23 protein-coding genes are annotated in these 18,548 nt (G+C 58.9%); 10 read left to right on the top strand and 13 right to left on the bottom strand.

Annotated elements, in window-relative coordinates; all coding sequences use genetic code 11:
- Positions 1-12: 12 nt before the first annotated feature.
- Positions 13-909, bottom strand: coding sequence for an alpha/beta fold hydrolase (locus AC5FRW_RS01460; RefSeq protein ID WP_493566642.1), 897 nt, complete (start codon positions 907-909; stop codon positions 13-15).
- Between the two features lie 44 nt (positions 910-953).
- Entirely contained in the window at positions 954-2,042 is a 1,089-nt protein-coding gene (locus AC5FRW_RS01455) for an anthranilate phosphoribosyltransferase (protein ID WP_493566641.1), read from the bottom strand.
- 136 nt (positions 2,043-2,178) lie between these two features.
- On the opposite strand from AC5FRW_RS01455, the gene ahbB reads away from it, so the two are divergent.
- From ahbB to AC5FRW_RS01435, 4 genes are all read left to right on the top strand, one after another.
- Positions 2,179-3,216 carry a siroheme decarboxylase subunit beta gene (gene ahbB, locus AC5FRW_RS01450; protein ID WP_493566640.1) on the top strand — a complete coding sequence of 346 codons (1,038 nt, stop codon included), beginning with the start codon at positions 2,179-2,181 and terminating at the stop codon, positions 3,214-3,216.
- Positions 3,217-3,322: 106 nt separating this feature from the next.
- The gene (locus tag AC5FRW_RS01445) at positions 3,323-3,916 is read left to right on the top strand and encodes a HalX domain-containing protein (RefSeq protein ID WP_493566639.1); all 594 of its coding nucleotides are present in this window, start codon (positions 3,323-3,325) and stop codon (positions 3,914-3,916) included.
- Positions 3,917-4,038: 122 nt separating this feature from the next.
- Positions 4,039-4,968 carry a GTP cyclohydrolase MptA gene (mptA, locus tag AC5FRW_RS01440; RefSeq protein WP_493566638.1) on the top strand — a complete coding sequence of 310 codons (930 nt, stop codon included), beginning with the start codon at positions 4,039-4,041 and terminating at the stop codon, positions 4,966-4,968.
- Positions 4,969-5,026: 58 nt separating this feature from the next.
- Positions 5,027-5,473, top strand: a complete 447-nt coding sequence (locus AC5FRW_RS01435; protein ID WP_493566637.1) for a pyridoxamine 5'-phosphate oxidase family protein — start codon at positions 5,027-5,029, stop codon at positions 5,471-5,473.
- A gap of 224 nt (positions 5,474-5,697) precedes the next feature.
- Here the strand turns inward: AC5FRW_RS01435 and AC5FRW_RS01430 are convergent, their stop codons facing one another.
- Together AC5FRW_RS01430 and AC5FRW_RS01425 are read right to left on the bottom strand one after the other, a co-directional pair.
- Positions 5,698-6,750 carry a tyrosine-type recombinase/integrase gene (locus tag AC5FRW_RS01430; protein ID WP_493566636.1) on the bottom strand — a complete coding sequence of 351 codons (1,053 nt, stop codon included), beginning with the start codon at positions 6,748-6,750 and terminating at the stop codon, positions 5,698-5,700.
- Positions 6,747-6,869, bottom strand: a complete 123-nt coding sequence (locus AC5FRW_RS01425) for a hypothetical protein (RefSeq protein ID WP_493566635.1) — start codon at positions 6,867-6,869, stop codon at positions 6,747-6,749. Before AC5FRW_RS01425 ends, AC5FRW_RS01430 begins: the two co-directional genes overlap by 4 nt.
- A 295-nt stretch (positions 6,870-7,164) precedes the next feature.
- On the opposite strand from AC5FRW_RS01425, the gene AC5FRW_RS01420 reads away from it, so the two are divergent.
- A complete protein-coding gene (locus tag AC5FRW_RS01420) occupies positions 7,165-7,479 on the top strand; it encodes a winged helix-turn-helix domain-containing protein (protein WP_493566634.1) in 315 nt (104 codons plus the stop codon).
- Between the two features lie 7 nt (positions 7,480-7,486).
- Here AC5FRW_RS01420 and AC5FRW_RS01415 read toward each other — a convergent pair whose 3' ends face one another.
- From AC5FRW_RS01415 to AC5FRW_RS01390, 6 genes are all read right to left on the bottom strand, one after another.
- Positions 7,487-7,723: a hypothetical protein gene (locus AC5FRW_RS01415; protein ID WP_493566633.1), complete on the bottom strand. Its 237-nt coding sequence runs from the start codon at positions 7,721-7,723 to the stop codon at positions 7,487-7,489.
- A gap of 38 nt (positions 7,724-7,761) precedes the next feature.
- Positions 7,762-8,298 carry a hypothetical protein gene (locus AC5FRW_RS01410; protein WP_493566632.1) on the bottom strand — a complete coding sequence of 179 codons (537 nt, stop codon included), beginning with the start codon at positions 8,296-8,298 and terminating at the stop codon, positions 7,762-7,764.
- 165 nt (positions 8,299-8,463) lie between these two features.
- On the bottom strand, positions 8,464-9,522 hold the full coding sequence (locus AC5FRW_RS01405) for a Cdc6/Cdc18 family protein (RefSeq protein WP_493566631.1): 1,059 nt from the start codon (positions 9,520-9,522) through the stop codon (positions 8,464-8,466).
- Between the two features lie 92 nt (positions 9,523-9,614).
- Positions 9,615-10,469, bottom strand: coding sequence for a hypothetical protein (locus AC5FRW_RS01400; protein ID WP_493566630.1), 855 nt, complete (start codon positions 10,467-10,469; stop codon positions 9,615-9,617).
- A gap of 81 nt (positions 10,470-10,550) precedes the next feature.
- Complete coding sequence (locus AC5FRW_RS01395) at positions 10,551-11,339, bottom strand: HhH-GPD family protein (protein ID WP_493566629.1); 789 nt, start codon at positions 11,337-11,339, stop codon at positions 10,551-10,553.
- Positions 11,340-11,341: 2 nt separating this feature from the next.
- Complete coding sequence (locus AC5FRW_RS01390) at positions 11,342-11,596, bottom strand: transcriptional regulator (protein ID WP_493566628.1); 255 nt, start codon at positions 11,594-11,596, stop codon at positions 11,342-11,344.
- Positions 11,597-11,711: 115 nt separating this feature from the next.
- On the opposite strand from AC5FRW_RS01390, the gene AC5FRW_RS01385 reads away from it, so the two are divergent.
- The gene (locus tag AC5FRW_RS01385) at positions 11,712-13,070 is read left to right on the top strand and encodes a DNA cytosine methyltransferase (protein ID WP_493566627.1); all 1,359 of its coding nucleotides are present in this window, start codon (positions 11,712-11,714) and stop codon (positions 13,068-13,070) included.
- Positions 13,071-13,097: 27 nt separating this feature from the next.
- On the opposite strand, the gene AC5FRW_RS01380 is transcribed toward AC5FRW_RS01385, so the two are convergent.
- The 3 genes from AC5FRW_RS01380 to AC5FRW_RS01370 all read right to left on the bottom strand — a co-directional run bounded on the left by AC5FRW_RS01380 (position 13,098) and on the right by AC5FRW_RS01370 (position 14,946).
- Entirely contained in the window at positions 13,098-14,171 is a 1,074-nt protein-coding gene (locus AC5FRW_RS01380; RefSeq protein ID WP_493566626.1) for a PDDEXK family nuclease, read from the bottom strand.
- A 111-nt stretch (positions 14,172-14,282) separates the two neighbouring features.
- Positions 14,283-14,540 carry a DUF7386 family protein gene (locus AC5FRW_RS01375; RefSeq protein ID WP_493566625.1) on the bottom strand — a complete coding sequence of 86 codons (258 nt, stop codon included), beginning with the start codon at positions 14,538-14,540 and terminating at the stop codon, positions 14,283-14,285.
- Positions 14,541-14,763: 223 nt separating this feature from the next.
- Positions 14,764-14,946, bottom strand: a complete 183-nt coding sequence (locus AC5FRW_RS01370; protein WP_493566624.1) for a DUF8053 family protein — start codon at positions 14,944-14,946, stop codon at positions 14,764-14,766.
- A gap of 125 nt (positions 14,947-15,071) precedes the next feature.
- Here AC5FRW_RS01370 and AC5FRW_RS01365 point away from each other — a divergent pair, with 125 nt between their 5' ends.
- The 4 genes from AC5FRW_RS01365 (at position 15,072) to AC5FRW_RS01350 (ending at position 18,542) form a co-directional block, all read left to right on the top strand.
- Positions 15,072-16,235: a hypothetical protein gene (locus AC5FRW_RS01365; protein ID WP_493566623.1), complete on the top strand. Its 1,164-nt coding sequence runs from the start codon at positions 15,072-15,074 to the stop codon at positions 16,233-16,235.
- Between the two features lie 106 nt (positions 16,236-16,341).
- Positions 16,342-16,773 carry a DUF8023 family protein gene (locus AC5FRW_RS01360; protein WP_493566622.1) on the top strand — a complete coding sequence of 144 codons (432 nt, stop codon included), beginning with the start codon at positions 16,342-16,344 and terminating at the stop codon, positions 16,771-16,773.
- A 6-nt stretch (positions 16,774-16,779) separates the two neighbouring features.
- Entirely contained in the window at positions 16,780-17,004 is a 225-nt protein-coding gene (locus AC5FRW_RS01355) for a hypothetical protein (RefSeq protein WP_493566621.1), read from the top strand.
- Positions 17,001-18,542, top strand: a complete 1,542-nt coding sequence (locus AC5FRW_RS01350; RefSeq protein ID WP_493566620.1) for an Env/VP5 family phage fusion protein — start codon at positions 17,001-17,003, stop codon at positions 18,540-18,542. The genes AC5FRW_RS01355 and AC5FRW_RS01350 overlap by 4 nt, the downstream gene beginning before the upstream one ends.
- Positions 18,543-18,548 lie beyond the last annotated feature (6 nt).

Raw genomic sequence — 18,548 nt, 5'->3', positions numbered from 1 at the left:
ATCGGCACTTCCCTACGACAGATACTCGACCAGCAGATCGTTCACCCGGTCGGCAGCGTCGAACTGCACCCAGTGGCTCGCATCGGGAATACGCTCGACCCGGAGGTCGGGGACCCACTCGTCGAGACCCTCGGTCAGTTCGGCGTCCAGCGCGTGGTCGTCCGCGCCCCACACCAGCATCGTCGGGACGTCGACTGGCTGGTCGCCGACGCCCTCGCCCCGGATGTACTGGCGGGCACGCTGGCGGCCCAGCGCGCGGTAGTAGTTCAGTGCCGCCGTCACCGCGCCCGGCGTCGCCAGCGCGGACTTGTAGCGCTCGATGTCGTCGTCCGTGAACGCGCCGGCCCGTGTCTGGGCTTTCAAGAGCGATTCGACGACGGCGTAGTCGTTCCACCGGAACCCGATTTCGGGCAGGCCGGGAAGCTGGAAGTAGAAGACGTACCACGACTTCAGCAGTTGCGACGGTGACGACCGGAGGTGGCGGTCGTACTTCGTCGGATGGGGGGCATTCGCCACGACGAGACGGTCGAGCACGTCGGGGCGGTCGATACCGACCTGCCACGCGATCAGACCGCCCCAGTCGTGGCCGACGAGGCGGGCCGCGCCGTCGCCGTAGTGGTCGATCAGCCCGACCACGTCGGCGACGAGTTCGTCCATCCGGTAGGCGGCAACGCCCGACGGCTTCTCCGAGCGATTGTACCCTCGCAGATCCGGCGCGACGATCCGGAAGCCCGCGTCGACGAGCGCCGGAAGCTGGTGTTTCCACGAGTACCAGAACTCGGGGAAGCCGTGGAGCAGGACGACGAGGTCGCCGTCCTCGGGACCAGCGGTGACACAGTGGAGTCGGACACCGTTGGGAGAGACGGTTTCGTGGGTCAGGTCGATGTCGTCGAGGGTGGGCGGTGACATTGGTAGCGCGGGATCAAAACCGGGACGACAGTCCGTTCGGTGGCTCAGTACTCGGTCAGGTCGTCGAGGACGGCTGCAGCGCTGCCGTCGGAGATCGCAGCGCGGGCCTCGGCGAGACCGTCGTCCAGACTCGCAACGTCCTCGCGGGCGTAAATACGCAGCGCCGCGTTCAGTTCGACCGCGTCGGCGAAGGCGTCGTCCTCGCACTCACCGGCGACGACGTCCTCCGTGATCGCCGCGGAGTCGGCGGCCACATCGTCGACTTCGAGGTCTTCGGCCTGCAGGTCCATCCCGTACTCGGAGGTCCGAATCTCGTAGTCGACGATACCCGCTTCGTCCGCGTCCTCGTCGTCGGAGGGCCACTCTGCGACGACGGTCGCGCCGGGTCGGATGTCGTCGTACCCCTCCATCCCCTGGAAGAACAGCGCGCGCTCGACCGTGCTCGTCTCTGACTGCTTGAGCGTCTTGATCATCCGCTTGGCGAAGGGGAGGTGATAGAAGCTCCCGAGGTGGACGTCGGCGTCGGCCGGGTTCGCCAGCGTCTCGATGGTGTTGACGAAGCTCCGGACGCCCATCATGTCCCGGCGCTCCCAGAGGCCGTCGATGCCGGGGTTGAAGTTGGGCTGGTAGTAGAAGCCAAAGCCCACGTCGTCGACCATGTCGGCGCTCTCGCCGGGCGTGAGATCGGTCTCGACGCCGAGTTCGTCCAGCACGTGCTTGTACGCGTCGAGTTTCTGGGTCGGGACGCGGTCGCCCGAGTGGGCGACAACGGGTGTGCCCGCACCGGCAGCGACGACGCCAGCGGCGACACCGAGGATGGCGGAGGTGTGCTTGCCGTCGTAGTTGGCCCCGCAGTCGACGGGATCGGCGCTGGGTGCTTCGACCGTGACACCCTCTTCGGCCATGACGTCGACGAAGGCCGCCAGTTCCTCGGGCGTGTTGCGCTTCCAGCGGTTCGCCAGCCAGAATGCCCCCAGTGTCGTGTGGTCTGGCTCGCCATCGAGGATACGAAGGAAGGCGTCGCGGGCCTGCTCGCGGGTCATGTCCTCGGCGGACTTGTGTCCGGAGCCGACGACCTCGGTCATCAGGCGCTTGAGCGGCCACTCACCGTACTCGCGCGTCGCTTGTGCCATGCGCGTTCGTTTGGCTGCGAGGGGCTAAAGCCCCCCGGTTTCCCACGGCTCTCGACGGTCGTGAGACCGTAATTCTGTGGGTCTCATGCCGGCCAGAGGCGAAAGGGATACACCATCATAGTCCTAACCTCGACCGATGAGTCTCCAGTCGGGCGACTGGCGCGAGCGCATCGACGACGTGGACGCCACGCTCATCGACGGCTACCAGAGTGGCTTCCCCGTCACGGAACGCCCCTTCGAGACCGTCGGTGACGAACTCGGGATCGGTGCCGACGAGGCACTCGAACGGGTAGGGCGGCTACTCGACGACGGCATCTTCCGCCGGTTCGGGCCAGTTCTCAATCCTCCGGTCATCGGTTCCTCGGCACTGGCAGCGATCAAAGCGCCCGAGGACCGCTTCGAGGAGTGCGCCGACATCGTCAACGGCTACGAGCAAGTGAACCACAACTACGCGCGCGACCACGAGTGGAACATGTGGTTCGTCGTGACGGCCGGATCACGAGAGACCCGCGACGACATCCTCGCGGAGATCGAGCGTCGCACTGGCTGTACAGTGCTCGTGCTTCCGATGCTGACCGACTACTACATCGACCTCGAATTCCCGGTCGTCAACACCGACCGCTTCGCTCGCGAGAGTCGCCAGTCGACCGACGTATCGGCGACGCGGATCAGCGAGAGTGCCGCCGCGGACCTGACGCCACTGGCCCGCCGGCTCTTGCTCGCGATTCAGGAGGGGATGCCCCTTTCGGCGACGCCCTACCGTGACGTGGCCGACGAAGTCGACGCACCCGTCGCGGACGTGCTCGCGACCATCGAGCGCCTCCGTGCAGACGGCTGTATCAAGCGCATCGGCTGTGTCGTCAACCACGTCACGACCGGGTTCGACAACAACTGCATGGTCGTCTGGAACGTCCCCGACGACGAACTGGACGAGCGCGGGACTGCCGTCGGGGAGTTACCGTACGTCACGCTGTGTTACCACCGCCCGCGCCGCCCCGAACAGGACTGGGAGTACAACCTCTTTACCATGATCCACGGCCGCGAAGCCGACGCCGTCGACGCGAAGATCGACGAACTGGCGAGCGAGCACCTCCCCGTCGAACACGAACGGCTCTACTCGACCCGTACGCTGAAACAGACCGGCGCACGCTACGCCGATCTGGTCGGCGAGTGAGGCCGCCGTCGGGCAGTCATCACCGGACGATCGGTACGAATCCACAGACGGCGGCCGGTCCCCGGAACGCTTTTGCGTTAGTTGGTTCATAGTGGTAGGTAGGTAAATGGCCGTCAGCGAGCGCGCGACAGTTCTGATCGTCGACGACGAACCCGACGTAGCAGACGCGTACGCAGCCCAGCTACGCGATCAGTACGAAGTCAAGACGGTCTACAGTGGTAAAGGCGCACTCGACGCGCTCGACCCCGAGATCGACGTGGTCCTGCTCGACCGCCGGATGCCCGACATCTCCGGCGACGACATCCTCGATCGGATCCGAGAACGGGACCTGCAGGCACGAGTGGCGATGGTGACCGCCGTCGACCCCGACTTCGACATCATCGACATGCCGTTCGACGACTACGTCGTCAAGCCGGTCGCACGCACCGACCTCTTCGAGACGATCGAACGCCTCCAGAGCTGTGCGGCCTATCAGAGCCGTCTGCGTGAGTACTACGCGCTGACCTCGAAGTACGCGGCCCTGAAAGCGAGCAAGACCGACGCCGAACTGCGTTCGAGCGACGAGTTCGAGGAGCTCGAAGCCCAGATCGAAGCCCACCGAAGCGAACTCGACGAGATGGTCAACCGCTTCGACGAAAACGACTACGAGGCCATCTTCCGCGACGTGGGCGGGCGTGCGGAGCTCACCTTCGACGAGTAAACTCCACCCCCACGTTCGACGAGCAGTTCCACACACTCCTTCGACGAGTGAGACACACCACGAGCGGTGTGCCGTATGTACTTCCGAAAACACTAACCGAAGATATTCCCTAGGCAGTGGCGATGAGCCAACAACTGCCGGACGTACAGGCGTCGAGTCCGGACGTGACGGTCGGCCTCAACCGCGTCGGTGTCACCGGCGTCGAGAAACTCGTGAAGATCGATCGGGCCGACCAGCGCCCCATCGTCCTGATGGCCGAATTCGAGGTGTTCGTCGACCTCCCCTCCTGGCGGAAAGGCGCGGACATGAGCCGAAACATGGAGGTCATCGACGAGACCCTCGAAGCGGCCGTCCGCGACGAGGTCGCCGGCGTCGAGGACGTGTGTGGTGACGCCGCCGAGCGCCTGCTCGAAAAGCACGACTACACGACCAACGCCGAGGTCCGCATGGAAGCCGAGTACGTCACCCGCGAACAGACGCCCGAATCCGACCGCCCCACGCAGTCGACGGCCGACATCATCGCGTCGGCGACGGCCGATCAAGAGGGCACGCGCGAGGAGATCGGTGCCCGCGTCACCGGCATGACGGTCTGTCCCTGCTCACAGGGGATGTCCGCCGCCCGCGCCCGCGAAACACTCCGTGGACTCGACGTCGAGGACGAGACCATCGACGCCTTCCTCGAAGAGGCCCCCCAGCCCGGCCACTCCCAGCGGGGCCACGCGACCCTGACCATCGAAAGCGACGGCTCGCCCGACGTGGACCTCAACACCCTGATCGAGGTCGCCCGGGACTCGATGAGCGCCCGTATCTACAACCTCGCCAAACGCCCGGACGAGGACCACATGACCTACGAATCGCACAAGAACGCCAAGTTCGTCGAGGACTGCGTGCGCTCGATGGCCGAGGGCGTCGTCGACACCTTCGACCACCTCCCCGACGACGCCGTCGTGACGATGAAGCAATCGAACGACGAGTCGATCCACCAGCACAACGCCCACGCCGAACGCGTCGCCCACTTTGGCGACCTCGAAACCGAACTCGCGGACGAGTAGTGGCGGCGTGGCGGTTCGACCCCCTGCACTAATTGTTATTCAAAAACAATGTGTGGGCATGAGCACGCGACAGGCCCACGCGCTGGACGCGATCGAGATCGGCGAGTTCCTCAGTACGCAACAGACCGGGGTCCTCTCGCTGGCCAGCGGCGACGATAGCTACGCGATCCCCGTCTCCTTTACCTACGACGACGGCGGCGACGACAGCCCGACGATCTACTTCCGCCTTGGCTACGCCCCGGCCAGCCAGAAACAGGACTACATCGAGTCGACCGACCACGCCACCTTCGTCGTCTACGACCAGACCGACGCAGGCTGGCACAGCGTCGTCGCCGAAGGTCACCTCGAACAGCTCTCTGAGACCGAACTCGACGCCACCGTCCGCGAGGCCGTCGACCACCTCGACATCCCCTTCTTCGAGGTCCACGAACGACCCGTCGAAGACATCGAGTTCACCATCGTCGAGTTTCAGATCGCGACGATGCACGGCATCAGAGAAGCGTGAGGTGGCGACCGCTGCCGCTCGTCGTTTCGTTCACGCCGAATTCGCGACGATCGGCACCGCTCGCAGGTTGGTCAGACGAATTTGAGTGGCTGGGGAGTTGAAGCCCCAGATCCCAGCCGGCAAAAAACCGGCCGGGATTGAGATGGGCCAACGCGGGGTACGGCCTTTCGTATCAGTGCTAAAGACTAGTTCGATAAACTGCTTGCTTGCGATTTTCATGGTTATTATATCTCGTCTGGAATGTGTTCGCGACGGCGTTCCATGCGCTCGCGCTTCGATGCTCGGTCGTAGTGCTTCTCCAGAATCTTCTCGCTCACGTCGCCTCGATCGCTCACCACAGCGCGGGGCGTCCCGGCGTCACGGTGGGCCGTGATACTCCCCGACCGGACTGGATGAGACGACAGCGAGAAGGGACACATTGAGAAGTCCCCGTGGCTCGTCGCCTCGCACTCGTCGGGGTCGCGCCCGTCGGGACACTGCTCGCCGATCTGGCAGGGCTGGGTCCACCTGTACACCCAGTTTCGGATCGTTCCCTTCGACGGCCGACCCTCGCGCGTGGTGATCAGTGGTCGACGGCCGTGTTCGTCTTTCCGCTCCTCCCGGTGTGGGCTGCCGAGGTAGTCCTCGATCACCTTGGCGACGCGGGGCTTAATCGAAACGTCGCGCTCGCCGCTCTTGTTGTTCTTGAGCGGGGTGTCTTCGCTCGGCCGGTGGCGAAACTCCAGCACGCACTCGTCGGGGTCGAAGTCCTCCACGTCCAGCGCCTGCAGCCCGCCGAGGCGGCAGGAGGTGCGCCAGAAGATGAGGAAGGCGACGTGATGGGTCGTCGCGTACTCCCACTGCCGGAGGTGGTTCAGGATCGAGTTCGCCCGCTCGGCGTTGAGCACCTGCTCGCTCACGTCCTCGCCGTCGTGGACCGTGGGCAGGCGAATCCGCTCGTGGAAGTCCGAGGGAACGCCCTTGATGTCCGCGAGGTACTCGAAAAACTTCCGCATCGTCGAGACCTGCCCCTGCATCGAGACGGCGCTGCAGGGGTCGGAGTCGGGGAAGTTCTCCTCGCGCTTGAACACGCGGAAGGCGTGGACCGTGCGCAGATCCACGTTGTTCATGTTCACGATCTCGCCGTCGCCGTACTCCTCGCTCGTGAGCCACCTCACGAAGGACTTCAGCCGGTAGCGGTGGCTCTTGTACGTCTCGTCGGCCAGATCGTACCGGCGCGTGTCGAGGTAGTAATCCAGCGCCGCCTCGGGCGTGATCGGGTCGAGATCGTCGCTCATGCCCGCCCCCGCTCGCGCTTTCGGAAGCACCCGAGACACCGATTTTCTCCGGGATACCGGAACTCCTCACACCCGTCGCTGGCGCACTTGTCCACGTCCTCGATGACGCGGTCACTCACGCGGACGCACCCCCGCGTGGCGTCGTCGGTCGAATGGCTATACCGCTGGTCGGTGGGCTACTTTCAATAGCCCGGTCGTTGTCGTACTTCATGGCTTCTCGAATCTCCAACCGGATTGGAAGCCAAGTCCGACGTGTTCCAGCACGTCGGGCACTTTCTGAGCACCCGTGTGGACTGGCTTCCAAATGGCAGATGAATGGCTACCACAATATAACTTTCCCAACGGCTGTTGAGACAAGCCGATGGGTTACTACTATGACCTCTTGGTGAATTGTTCTGGTATATCGGTGTTACTATGAGTGCTTCCAACCCATCCGAAGACCAGATGCGAAAGTCCGCTGAATGGATGTCCCAGCCCGCCGATGATCGGATTCTCGAAGTGATCCGAGGCGAGGGCAACATGACCCCAATCGCTCTGTCGAGAGACGGCGAAGTTGCCCGAATCGACATCGGCCGTAAGTGGGCTGGTGAGCGATGCCGGAAGCTTGCCAAGTACGGCCTGCTCCACCGGATCGATAAGGGACTCTTCGGAATCACCGAAGACGGCATCGCCTACCTCGACGAGGAACTCGACGCCAGCGAACTCGATCCTATCGAAGACTCCGGCTGACATTCTTTCAGACCCTCGCGAGTCGCGCCGTCACGTCGTCGGCCCACTCCGGCAGTTCCAGATCGGCCAGCGATCCGTCCCGCCAGCTCGTCACGATCTCCACGTCGCCGCTCCGGCTCACGTCGACGCGCCACTTTCGCCCATCGTCGGTGGTGATGTCGAAGCGTGCGCCACGTCCCGAGAGGGTCTTCACGTGCTCTACTGTCACCTCTTCGCCAGTGTAGACCTGCATGCTGTCCTGCATACAGATGGGTCGAGGGGTGGATACGGGTTAAAAAGGTGCTAGATTTCCGGGAGAAGTGAGGCGGATGGTAGAACTCTCACATATGCAGCTAAGATCAAGAATCCCAAGGCAAGCATAGCTAAGGTTAAGATTTCATTTCCAATTCCGACGAAGGCCCTAACAGCAGTATCTACAACTGTTACAGACATCAATCCAAATGTAAGAACACCTGCAAGAATGTTGGTCTTCTGTCTCTTTTCGGCTCTTTCCTCTCTGCGCAATTGATCTCTTTTTTCTTGTATTAAATCATGAATTACGTCAAAACCGGATTTATCAAGTTGAATTGGACCATGATATGGACCATATTCCATCTGTTTTATTAACTTCATCTCTTTCAGGTATTTGACCGTTTCTTGTATTTCTTCAACCTCGACACCCAATTTATCTGCTAATTCATCCTGTTGGTCAGCTTCAATTCTAGCCAATTCTGAATCTGGCATATCATGTGTTTTAATCATTATATCGAACGTCTCTTGGCCGTGATACAACTCGTATAGAACTCTTGCCCAAAGTGGTTCGTCGGAAAGGTCTTCCATAGCATCCTAATATATCCAGTGAAAATGATTAATGTATGGTATTCTACTACCCGCATAATTCTTCGTGATGGGGCTACTGACAAGATAATTGGCCTCTGTGACACTACATCTGTACTCTATGCCCATCCACAGGGCTGGGAGTGGATTGTTGAAAATTAATCCATCTTAGGTTCGGACGGGCCAATTTATTGTAATTTCAGCCTGCACACGCTCATCGCACACAGTATACCGTCGATGCCGATTCTCCCCCTCCACCTCGATCAACTCGTAATCCTCCAGTTTCGATAGCTTCAGTCGCCTCGACCGTTCCGAGATTGGCGTCAGCCCACGCCCACGGTACACGTCGTCGGCCACCGCCTCGTACCGCTCATGCAACTCCCCAGCCTGCAGCCCACCGCCCACACGAATCAGCTCGTACAGTAGCTGGTGGTGGAACGGCAGTGACTCCAGATTCTGCTCCAGAATGTACCGCTGTGCGCGCTCGTAGGAATCGGCCACGTCGTTGCTCCCGATCTCGCCGTGATCCCGCTCCTCGGCCAGCAGCGCCGCCTGCCGAAGCGCCTGAATGCCCTTCCGGGCGACACCCGCGATTTCGTCGGCGATCGCCTCCAGTTGCTCACGCGTGACGACACCCGACGGCAGCCCACGCCGCGCACGCGCTTCGAGGATGTCCGCCAGTTCGTTTACGCCGAAGCGGTCGAGTGCCAGCTCCTTCAGCAACAGCCGTCGACGGAGTTGGTTATCCACCTGCGAGAGCCACTTCTCGCGGTCGTGGCAGATCGCGACGACCGATAGCTCTTCTACGTCGGCCAGTCGGTCCAGTACGTCGGTGGCCGGCAGGTCGTCCGCTTCGTCGAGGATAACGACCGTCGGCTGATTGACGCGCTCGCGCAGCTCGACGCACAGATCCTCGCGGGGTGTGTTCGTTGCGGGGTCACTGCCGGGGAGGTCGTGGAGGATCGACCGAACGACGCCGGCCGTGCTCTTGCCGAGGCTCTCGACGTGGGCCGAGTAGATGTCTGCATGCTGGGTAAGTCGCTGGAGGGTGTGCCGAGCGAGCGCCGTCTTCCCGACGCCCGAGGGGCCGTAAATCAGTACGTCGTGGGCCTGCTCGCCCTGGAGGGCCGGCTCCCACGCGCGGGACAGGTGGTCGACGGCGGCTTCGCGGTGGAGGAGGCGACGCGGCAACTGCTCGTCGTCGAAGACAGCGGAGTCCGTGATCATCTCGGTTCGACGTAACGATGGATAGGGGTAAAAATTAGTGCGGCATTTCCGGGAGCGAAACCGACAGAGGGGTTAACTGTGTGGAACGGAATTCAGTTCAGAGCTGTTTCCACTCCAGATCGAACCACATCAAGAGCCTCTCGATCGTCGTAATCTCCATCCGTCACCGAAACGAATCCGATGTCCTGCTCGTTTTCAGGAACCCAGACCCGAATGAAGCCCTGAGAACTGCTAATTGCCGATTCTTTCGAGACTGGCTTCTGCCACAGTTCGGCTGGTTCTTCCCTGTACAGCGGATTCACGTCCGCCGGGAGTGGTTTTGTGGTCTGATATCGAAAGTCTGGATCGTCTTCCAGAAGCGACAGAATATCGCCTTCTATGAGATGTTCTTTCGCGGCCTCCTCGATACTATCGTAGAACAACTCCGTAACCCGGTAAATGAACTTTTCAAGGTTCTTTGACGGAACGATCTGACTGGCATCGTCGACGATCTGGGCTTCTTTCTTTGCCGGGGTCCCATTGAGAGCTACGTTCAATTCGTGACTAACGGGACTTCTGTAGAATGCTACGTTTGCGCGGGCTTTCGAGCCCGGCTGATACGTATCTGGAATCGACAGAACAGCAGCATCCTCCAGTGATTTCACAACTCCAAATTCACTGCTCAGGAACTTCCTGAGTGCCGGCATATCGTCTTTGCTCGGAGAGAGCGAGATGAGAGTGTACAGTGTCTCAGTGTCGGGATTACTATCGTCGTAGAAGAACTCGTGTTCGGAATAGCCATTCATCGCAATCCACGCAAGGGAGTCGACTGGCCCATCGTCTGCGAAGATCACTTCATCAACTCCCTGGCGAACAGCATCAGAGAATTCTTCGACGAAGATGTCGGCTATCTTCTCAAAATCCGTCTCCGGATTGATCTCGTATTCCTCGCGGATATCCTCCAGCATTCAATCGCTCTCTGAGATGAGTATTAAAAAACAGCGCGGTATCGAATCTGGATCCAGTTCACGGGGGTATACCTGAGGAATTTACTGATCTTGCTTCTGGGTGGCTTCGTAGTAGCTACAGGCCGAATTGAGCGGACAGTTCTGACAGTCTGGATTCTCGGGCGTACAGACCAGGGCACCGAGATCGAGAATTGCGAGGTTGAAACTTCGGGCAAGAGCCGGATCCTCCGGTGTTAACGCTTCCAGAAGGGAATAGACCTCACTGCTCTTGTGTGGCTGTGTCGGCATCTCGTATCCCAGTACTCTACCGATGACACGGGCAAAATTCGCATCAACGAGGGCCATCGCTTTCTGACGGGCGAAGATCTGAGTAGCCCGTGCAGAATAGTCACCCGCTCGCCAGGGCCGTTTCAGCTCCTCGACCGTATCTGGAACCTCGCCATCAAAGTCGCGAGTGAAAATCTCGCCCACCTCTTTCAGGGTCCGGGTTCTGTGATTGACGAAACCAAGTGATCGCACAGTATCCTCGATCTCGGTTTCTGGACTGTCTGTTATCGACTCTGGATCGGGAAACTTGCGCAGAACTTCGTCATAGATACCCTCGACAGCGTCTCCTCGTGTTCGCTGGAGCAATATCTCTGCCAGATATACCTTCCACGGGTCAGTTGTCTCTCTCCACGGGTACTGCCGTCCGTGGTCTTCGAGCCAGCACAGTAACTGGGGAAGTGCCTCGATGACTCTCTGAATCCGCTGTGCTGGTTCCTCAACTTCACCTTTCTTTGCCTGCTCTATCGCCTCTTCAACATCAACGAGAGACTCTAATTCTCTCTCTGAGACCACTGTTCTCCCGAATGGCTGTGATACGGTCATCGTTACCGCTTCAGATCCGTAACGATTTCTTCTCCCTTCTCGGTCGCGGCCCACAGTCTCCCCTTCTTCTTTTCCGGAGTTATACACTCAGCAAGTCCGTGGTCGTCAAGGTCAGATAGTACGTTGCTGACGTGGCTGAGATAGTAGTCATTCATCTCGGCAAGCTCTTTCGGCGTTCGGGGCTTCTCTTCGACCGCGAGCAGGAGATTCTCGCGATACTCGCTTGCCTTCACCCACGAGTATTCCTCAATGTCCATTCAGCCGTCGGATAGACCGCAACACAGTATTTAACTTGGTTACAATATACACACGAAGTACACACATGAGGAAAAAAGGAAGTTTAAACGATCACGCTTGCATTGGTGTCTACAGATGAGTGAAGAACGGCTCACAGCCATTGACCTGTTCTGTGGAGCAGGCGGGCTTTCACAGGGTCTTCACGATGCCGGTTTTGAGACTCTCTGGGGCATTGACCACGAGGAGAAGACCAAACCGACCTACGAGAAAAATCACGACTGTGAGATGACGGTCGGTGATATCAGGGAAGAGGAACCGCCGGATCTCGGACTCGAAGAGGGTGAACTGGATCTGGTTGCCGGTGGGCCGCCCTGTCCAACCTTCTCGCTCGTCGGACGTAGCAAGATCAACTCGCTTGAGGGGAGAGACAACCAGAGTGACGACCGCCATCTGTTGTATGAAGAGTTCCTTCGTTTTGTAGATCACTATCAGCCCAGAGCCTTCCTGATGGAGAACGTTGAAGGGATGCTCTCGGCGGAAAATGAAGACGGTAAGCCGGTCGTCGATACCATTAAGGAACAGATGCGTGGAGAGCGAGAAGTTGCAGATCTCGATCTGGATCTGAATTACAGTGTTCGAGTGCAACTGCTGGATTCGGCAGACTACGGGGTTCCCCAGCACAGAAAGCGTCTCTTCTTCATCGGTAACCGGATTGACGAAGATAATCCGGATATGACCGAGTGGAAAACCCATCGGAAACCGAAGAACGATGAAGAAAAGAAGATCAAATACAAGGAAGACCCATCGGAGCGGTCCGAAGAAGATCAGTCTACACTACATGGGTTTGTGGATGAGGATGGGACTGAGGAATTCCCTGCCTTCCGCAAGAACAAACAGAACAGGGAGCCGTGGAACACGGTGGCTGACGGCATTCTCGATCTACCTCCTGTCTCCCCCAGTGGAGATACACCTCCGACCAAAGCAGAAGAGCACGAGATTGGTCCAGTCTCAGAATTCCAGTACTGGGCACGTAACCTCGGTGAGGAACAGGACTGGGAAGATCAGCCCCTTCTAAATCACGAATGCCGGGGACACAATATGCGAGACCTCACTCTCTACAAACTCCTCGGTGAGGGTACCTCGTACATCATTGGCGATATTCCGGAAGAGCACCAGCCATACCGGACTGATATCTTCCCCGACAAGCTCAAGAAACAGAACCCGAAAGAGCCTGCGACGACCATCGTGGCCCATCTCTACAAGGACGGCCATATGTTCATCCATCCGAACGAGGCTCGATCGATCACTGTCCGTGAAGCCGCCCGTCTCCAGTCGTTCAAAGACACCTTCGAATTCCCTGTCTCGCGGACGCACGCATTCAAGCAGGTGGGTAACGCTGTCCCACCACTACTGGCGCAGGCTCTTGCTACTGCCATTCGGACGGAAATCTTCGATCAGCCTGTTCAGGAACAGGAAGCGCAAAAGGCAGACTGAAGCACACTGCTACGTGATTTTGAGCTGTCACAGTTTCGCGTTCATGCCGGTGAATTCTACCACATCCTCGATGAACTTATCTGCTGGACGGAGTGTATAGGACAGTTCCGGGTCATTCTCGTATCGGTTCCAGACGAAGGAGTCACGTGGGACATAGATTCTACTGCCATCGTTGCTGATGTCCTGCAGCTTCTCTCTGGAAACGTCTGCCATGAGCAGCGAAACAAACCAGACTTCGTCAACCCCGATCTCGGCTTCCCGTGAGAGACTCTGGCGAAACCGCTCTCGGAGCGTTCGTTTACAGGAGAATCCAATGCTACCTTCCGGACCATCGACCATGTTGTCTATTTCGAGATCACCGAAATGGGCTGGATCGCCCGTCGCAGGAATCCCAAACTGATCGAAAATGTACTGAAGGCCGGTTTCAAGAACGTTCCCCGCAGTAGATGCTCGACTCTGGCCTGCACGTCGCTCGTATTCCTGAACGATGCCCGAAATGATCCTCGCCACTTCTTTTTCGCCTGTCTGTGGGTCTGAGTGAAGATCACCCATCTTTTCGTGAATATAGTCAATTAGCGGTTCCCGCTGGGCGCCGAGCTGATATGCTTCTCCCTCAAAATCGACATTGAACAGGGCATCGTAGGTTCTGGCAGGATCAAGTGCTCCAGATTCCGTCTGGAGGGTTTCGTCGATTATCTCGACGATTTCCGACTTGCCGAAGCTCGGGGTGGTTTCCAGAATCTCACTGGTTCGGACCACGGCATCAATCGCAATCCGAAACTCGTGGATGTCATCCTCTGCTTCAATACGTCTCAGAATCCGCTCGACAAGATCCTCAGTTTGCCGATACCGCTTCGAAATATCGCCACCATACGTCCTGTTGACTGAGTCTGTGATCGTATCTCGGATTATGCGCTTCTGCCTCTCAATAGAGTCATCTCCGGTGAACTGTCGGCTTTCGAGTTCGTTCCCCAGCTGTGCTGAAAGCTCTTTGAGCGTCGCTTTCTCTTTCTTTGCGTAGCTCCCATAGCTGGAGGCGATGAGATCTCGTGCAAACCAGTACACCTTGAATTCGGAGGGATCTCCCGAATAGTCAGCCATTCACCATCGGCGACGAGAGAAAATATAAAGAAAACAGATTACATCTTGAATACAAGATACTCACGTTATCGCACTCTCGTCCCACGAAATTCCGAACTCCAGTTGAGAAGACTATCTCCACCGACTCTCGACACTTGTCCGATACCGTAACCCGATCACACTGGTGTTGAACTGCTGGATCGTCTCGGGGTCCAGCTCCCCGCGTGCGCTGTCGATGTTCTCCTCGCTCTCGACCAGATGGGTCAGCGCGGCATCGAGCACGTCGGACATCGGTGGGTCGTCGTGTGGGTCGCTGGCGACGATCGCGCTGGCCTTGTCGAGGAGTCGCTGCCGTTCGTCGGTGATCTTGAGGGAGGTCCGTCGAGTCATGGTTTAAACTGGTGTATGTACGGGGGGTCGAATCGCGTCGCTCGCGTGTGAGCGACTGGGTGGTTCTTGATAAAGGGGGGTCGGGGCGTCGGCGTGATCGGTGCGAACCGCTGGTCCAACCGGCTCGAATCTATGCACCGTGGCCCACGGCCCACAGCCCACAGGTGCATACATCGAGGATCGGCGATACATCTGGCTCGAACCCCGTGGTGTCGGGGTCGGATCATGGACTGACCAGTTCTAATCGATAGTCGCCCTCGTCGGTCTCGTCGAGCGACTGGACCTTCGCCCAGTGGTCGCCCACCAGTTCGCCGTCTTCGTCGACAATCCCGCGCTCGCGTAGATCGTCGATCGGGATTGAGACCGTCACACAGCCGCCGGCCGGGGAGAGTTTTCGCATCTCCATGGCGACGGCCCTGCAGTCTCGTTACTTCAATCCTCGGGTGAATCCTTGGAATCACGTCTTTGGATGGAGGAATCCGATCGAGTCATGAAAAACACTAAGCGAAACCATAGATGATGTGTGCAGAGATGGACGAACAGGTCAGACGGCGTGCCTATCTTTCATATATCGCTGCCTCTGGATTGTTAGCCGGCTGTGCTGGTGACGAGTCACAAGCGGAGCAGGAAAGCCAGCCGACAGCGACAACGACAGAGGCGAATTCATCAACGACAGAAACAGAGATCCCAGAGACAGTAACTCCTGAAACAGCCGAGACAACTGAGATCGCTACGAATACGAAGGAACAGACAGAGACCGCTACGGAGACAAGTACAGAAACGGACACTACGACGGAAACAGAAAGGCCCACCGAGACAGCAGAACCCACAGAGACGGAAGAGCCGACAGAAACGGCTTCGTCGCCAGATCAACCCAAAATCAGGGAAGTACAGGACAACTTCGGGAACACGTTCACTTTCGATGGAGACTCCGGTGGTTCTGTTCAGGTCGACGATGAGATCGTCGTGAGCGACGAGACGGAGGTTGAACTGTGCGTTACAGAGGTCGCCAGCCAGTCAAGTGATGATGTACGATTCAGCTACTGGTTTGGAAGTTCGCAACCAGATCATCCCGACAATACTGCAGGGGACGCTCGAATCGAAGAGACCTGCTGGAGCTGGGAAATGCAGCGTGAGGATTATGCGTCTGATTGGAGATTCAGTATCTGGGTCAGGAACGAAGACGAGATCTACTATCAGAATGATGCCGTCGAGAGCGACTTCCGAGTGACCATTCACTACACTAATCTCACATTGGAAGGCGACGACACGGATACAGGATCAGACTCAGGCCCGGGACAACCCAAAATCAGGGAAGTACAGGACAACTTCGGGAACACGTTTACCTTCGATCGAGATTCCGGCGGTTCTGCTCAGGTCGAAGACGAAATCGTCGTGACTGACGAGACGGAAGTTGAGTTGTGTGTAACCGATGTAGCGAAACAATCCGATGGCGACGTGTACTACAGTTATTGGTTCGGAAACTCCCAGTCTGAGCACCCTGATAACACGGCTGGCGATGCCCGGATGGAGGAGAGTTGCTGGCGCTGGGACATGGAACGAGAAGATTACTCATCCCACTGGGGATTTAGCATCTGGATCAGAAACGAAGACAAGATCTACTATCAGAACGACGCTGTCGAAAGCGACTATCGTGTAGTCATCCACTACAACAATCTGACTCTGGAAGACTAACCTCTCGCTTTCGTCTGTATCGTCCCGCGAACCCCGGGATTCGGTGCTTTCTAGGACAACCACTGCACGCGCCGAACACGGTCGCAATCGGCGGCCGGGTGCAACCATGTACGGCAAAATCGACATCGAAGACGCGCTATTCGGCACGATCTTCGCCGCCAGCGCGTTCGTCACCAACGGTATCGCGACGATCAACATCCTCGGGAACGACCTCGGTGCGGCGGTGTGGACCGTCCAGGGCACGGACATCACCTTCGCGTTCCTCCTGACCCTCGTCGCCCTCGTCGGAGCCTACGCCACCAACCGAGTGAACCGGAGTAGCGGGAAGTCCTACGAGATCGACACCGACCTCGCGAACATCGCCCGCGGCGAAGCCCCCGTCGAGACGTACCTCGCCGTCGGTACCGCTGTCCTCGTGCTGTTGACGGGCCTGAACATCCTCGGCGTGCAGGAGATCATCGCCGGAACGGCCGCGTTCGGACTGGCCGTCGTGGCCGTCGAATCGGCTGGCTACTACGTCATCTCTTACCTGGGGTGATCGCTCGTGCAACTTGATACGCTGATGGGCTACGCCCTGCTCGGAACCATCGGCATCAGCGCCTCGACCATCGCTTCGGCCGTCGTCGGCCGTCCGTTCCCGGTCGTCGTGCCGATGGTCTTCGCCGCCGCCGTCGTCGCCGCCCACCACGTCCGCACGAAGGACTCCGGCGATCAGCTCAACGGCGCGACCGACGCGGACACGACGATCTCCGACGGGAGCGCCAGATGACCCGACGTGGTTCCATCGCCATCGTGGCGTTGCTGCTCCTCTCGACGGTTGGGGCACCCGTGTCGGCGGATTACTGGGTCGGTGGCGAGGACGCCAACGAGCAGTGCGTCCCCGACGGCGCGCAGATCGCGACAGGTGCCATTGGACTCGTCTCGTATGCCAGCGGCTGCTACGACTACGTCAGCACTGGGAACGTGAACACCACCGGGACTGACGCCGAACAGGCCCAGATGGATTTGTACGCACAGGCACAGGACTCCAACAAGAACGCCGACCTGCTCCTGACGGCTCATTCGAACCACCTGCAGGATACCGAAATCAAGGCGTTCATCATCGGGAAGAACGCCTACGTTCGCGCGCTCAACAACGAGTCCACCCAGCCAGCGGCCGAAACACACGCCAAAAATGCCATCTCGGACTACTACGCCACCAAGCAAGTCGAACTCCTGCAGGCATACGAATCCCAAGCACTGACCTACGACTACATCCACGGCGTCGCCGAGAATGAATCCGGTGTCGACTCGACGGTCGCCTCCGATCAGGGCACCTTCATCGGCATCGAACACACCCACCCGTACAGTAGCGGCGCAAAGATCGAGTACCGTGGGCTGGGCAACGCTACGGCCACGCTCGCCAACGGCACCACCTACACCTACCGCGCTCCGAAAATCTGGACCAACGCGGGCTATGAGTACCGCGACACATGGACGCGCACGGCTGCTATCGACATCAGCGAATCCGCCCTCACGAACGACGGCGGTGGCTCCGGCCGTCCGAGTGTGAAGGTCACAGGTCTGATCGTCCGGCCACCGAATTCGAACTTCGACCCGCTGCCACTGCACGCCTGGGACGACTTCGAAAAACGCTACAACGAGGTCGGGAGTCAGAACGCCGACCTGCACGGCCAGATCGACACGCTGTCCAACCACACCTACGACGCCTATCAAGCCGGCCAGATCAATAACAGTGATCTGATCGACCCCTACATGCTCCAGAGCGAGTACAATCCCGGCGACCAGTTCCAAGCGTGGGCGATGTCGACCCTCACGACGACCGGTGTCAACTCGCCCGAAACGCTGGATTCGACCGGCTACTTCAACGTCACCACCGCCAGCGGTGACAAATACCGCGGGATGCTCATGTCCGAGACCAATCCCGCAGCCGGCTCGTTCACCACAAACACGACCTACAACGCCAGCAATATCACCGGCCAACAGTACGTGGTGACGACCACGGACATGGTCGAACTCACTGGCGAGTTCACCGTCACCGACATCCGGGACACCAGCGGCCAGCACGTTCAGAACGTCACCATCGAGGAACGCAACTACACCACAACGAACCTCACTGAGTACCACAACATCCTCAAAGAGCTGGAATACGAACGAGCACAGATCGAAGCCCGTGAACAGCGAGTCCGTAACGCCGATGACGGTCTCTTCGGCGGGGGTGGCCTGTTCGGCGGCGGTGGTTCGATCAATCAGACCGTCGCGCTGCTGGTCATCGCTGCACTGGCCGGCGCTGCACTCCTCAACTGACCCACC

It is taken from the genome of Halomicrobium sp. HArcht3-1 (genome assembly GCF_058933345.1).
Note: the sequence above shows the minus strand (reverse complement) of the source record. Positions and strands in the feature narration are given on the sequence as shown.

Bases quoted from the DNA above. Each gene is read 5' to 3' on its own strand.
- AC5FRW_RS01445 (WP_493566639.1), top strand. From the start codon at position 3,323: ATGGCCGTCAGCGAGCGCGCGACAGTTCTGATCGTCGACGACGAACCC.
- AC5FRW_RS01410 (WP_493566632.1), bottom strand. From the start codon at position 8,298: ATGGAAGACCTTTCCGACGAACCACTTTGGGCAAGAGTTCTATACGAG.
- AC5FRW_RS01360 (WP_493566622.1), top strand. From the start codon at position 16,342: ATGTACGGCAAAATCGACATCGAAGACGCGCTATTCGGCACGATCTTC.
- AC5FRW_RS01350 (WP_493566620.1), top strand. From the start codon at position 17,001: ATGACCCGACGTGGTTCCATCGCCATCGTGGCGTTGCTGCTCCTCTCG.
- AC5FRW_RS01380 (WP_493566626.1), bottom strand. From the start codon at position 14,171: ATGGCTGACTATTCGGGAGATCCCTCCGAATTCAAGGTGTACTGGTTT.
- AC5FRW_RS01385 (WP_493566627.1), top strand. From the start codon at position 11,712: ATGAGTGAAGAACGGCTCACAGCCATTGACCTGTTCTGTGGAGCAGGC.
- AC5FRW_RS01415 (WP_493566633.1), bottom strand. From the start codon at position 7,723: ATGCAGGACAGCATGCAGGTCTACACTGGCGAAGAGGTGACAGTAGAG.
- AC5FRW_RS01395 (WP_493566629.1), bottom strand. From the start codon at position 11,339: ATGACCGTATCACAGCCATTCGGGAGAACAGTGGTCTCAGAGAGAGAA.
- ahbB (WP_493566640.1), top strand. From the start codon at position 2,179: ATGAGTCTCCAGTCGGGCGACTGGCGCGAGCGCATCGACGACGTGGAC.
- AC5FRW_RS01460 (WP_493566642.1), bottom strand. From the start codon at position 909: ATGTCACCGCCCACCCTCGACGACATCGACCTGACCCACGAAACCGTC.
- mptA (WP_493566638.1), top strand. From the start codon at position 4,039: ATGAGCCAACAACTGCCGGACGTACAGGCGTCGAGTCCGGACGTGACG.
- AC5FRW_RS01400 (WP_493566630.1), bottom strand. From the start codon at position 10,469: ATGCTGGAGGATATCCGCGAGGAATACGAGATCAATCCGGAGACGGAT.
- AC5FRW_RS01430 (WP_493566636.1), bottom strand. From the start codon at position 6,750: ATGAGCGACGATCTCGACCCGATCACGCCCGAGGCGGCGCTGGATTAC.
- AC5FRW_RS01405 (WP_493566631.1), bottom strand. From the start codon at position 9,522: ATGATCACGGACTCCGCTGTCTTCGACGACGAGCAGTTGCCGCGTCGC.
- AC5FRW_RS01390 (WP_493566628.1), bottom strand. From the start codon at position 11,596: ATGGACATTGAGGAATACTCGTGGGTGAAGGCAAGCGAGTATCGCGAG.
- AC5FRW_RS01455 (WP_493566641.1), bottom strand. From the start codon at position 2,042: ATGGCACAAGCGACGCGCGAGTACGGTGAGTGGCCGCTCAAGCGCCTG.
- AC5FRW_RS01365 (WP_493566623.1), top strand. From the start codon at position 15,072: ATGGACGAACAGGTCAGACGGCGTGCCTATCTTTCATATATCGCTGCC.
- AC5FRW_RS01370 (WP_493566624.1), bottom strand. From the start codon at position 14,946: ATGGAGATGCGAAAACTCTCCCCGGCCGGCGGCTGTGTGACGGTCTCA.
- AC5FRW_RS01375 (WP_493566625.1), bottom strand. From the start codon at position 14,540: ATGACTCGACGGACCTCCCTCAAGATCACCGACGAACGGCAGCGACTC.
- AC5FRW_RS01435 (WP_493566637.1), top strand. From the start codon at position 5,027: ATGAGCACGCGACAGGCCCACGCGCTGGACGCGATCGAGATCGGCGAG.
- AC5FRW_RS01420 (WP_493566634.1), top strand. From the start codon at position 7,165: ATGAGTGCTTCCAACCCATCCGAAGACCAGATGCGAAAGTCCGCTGAA.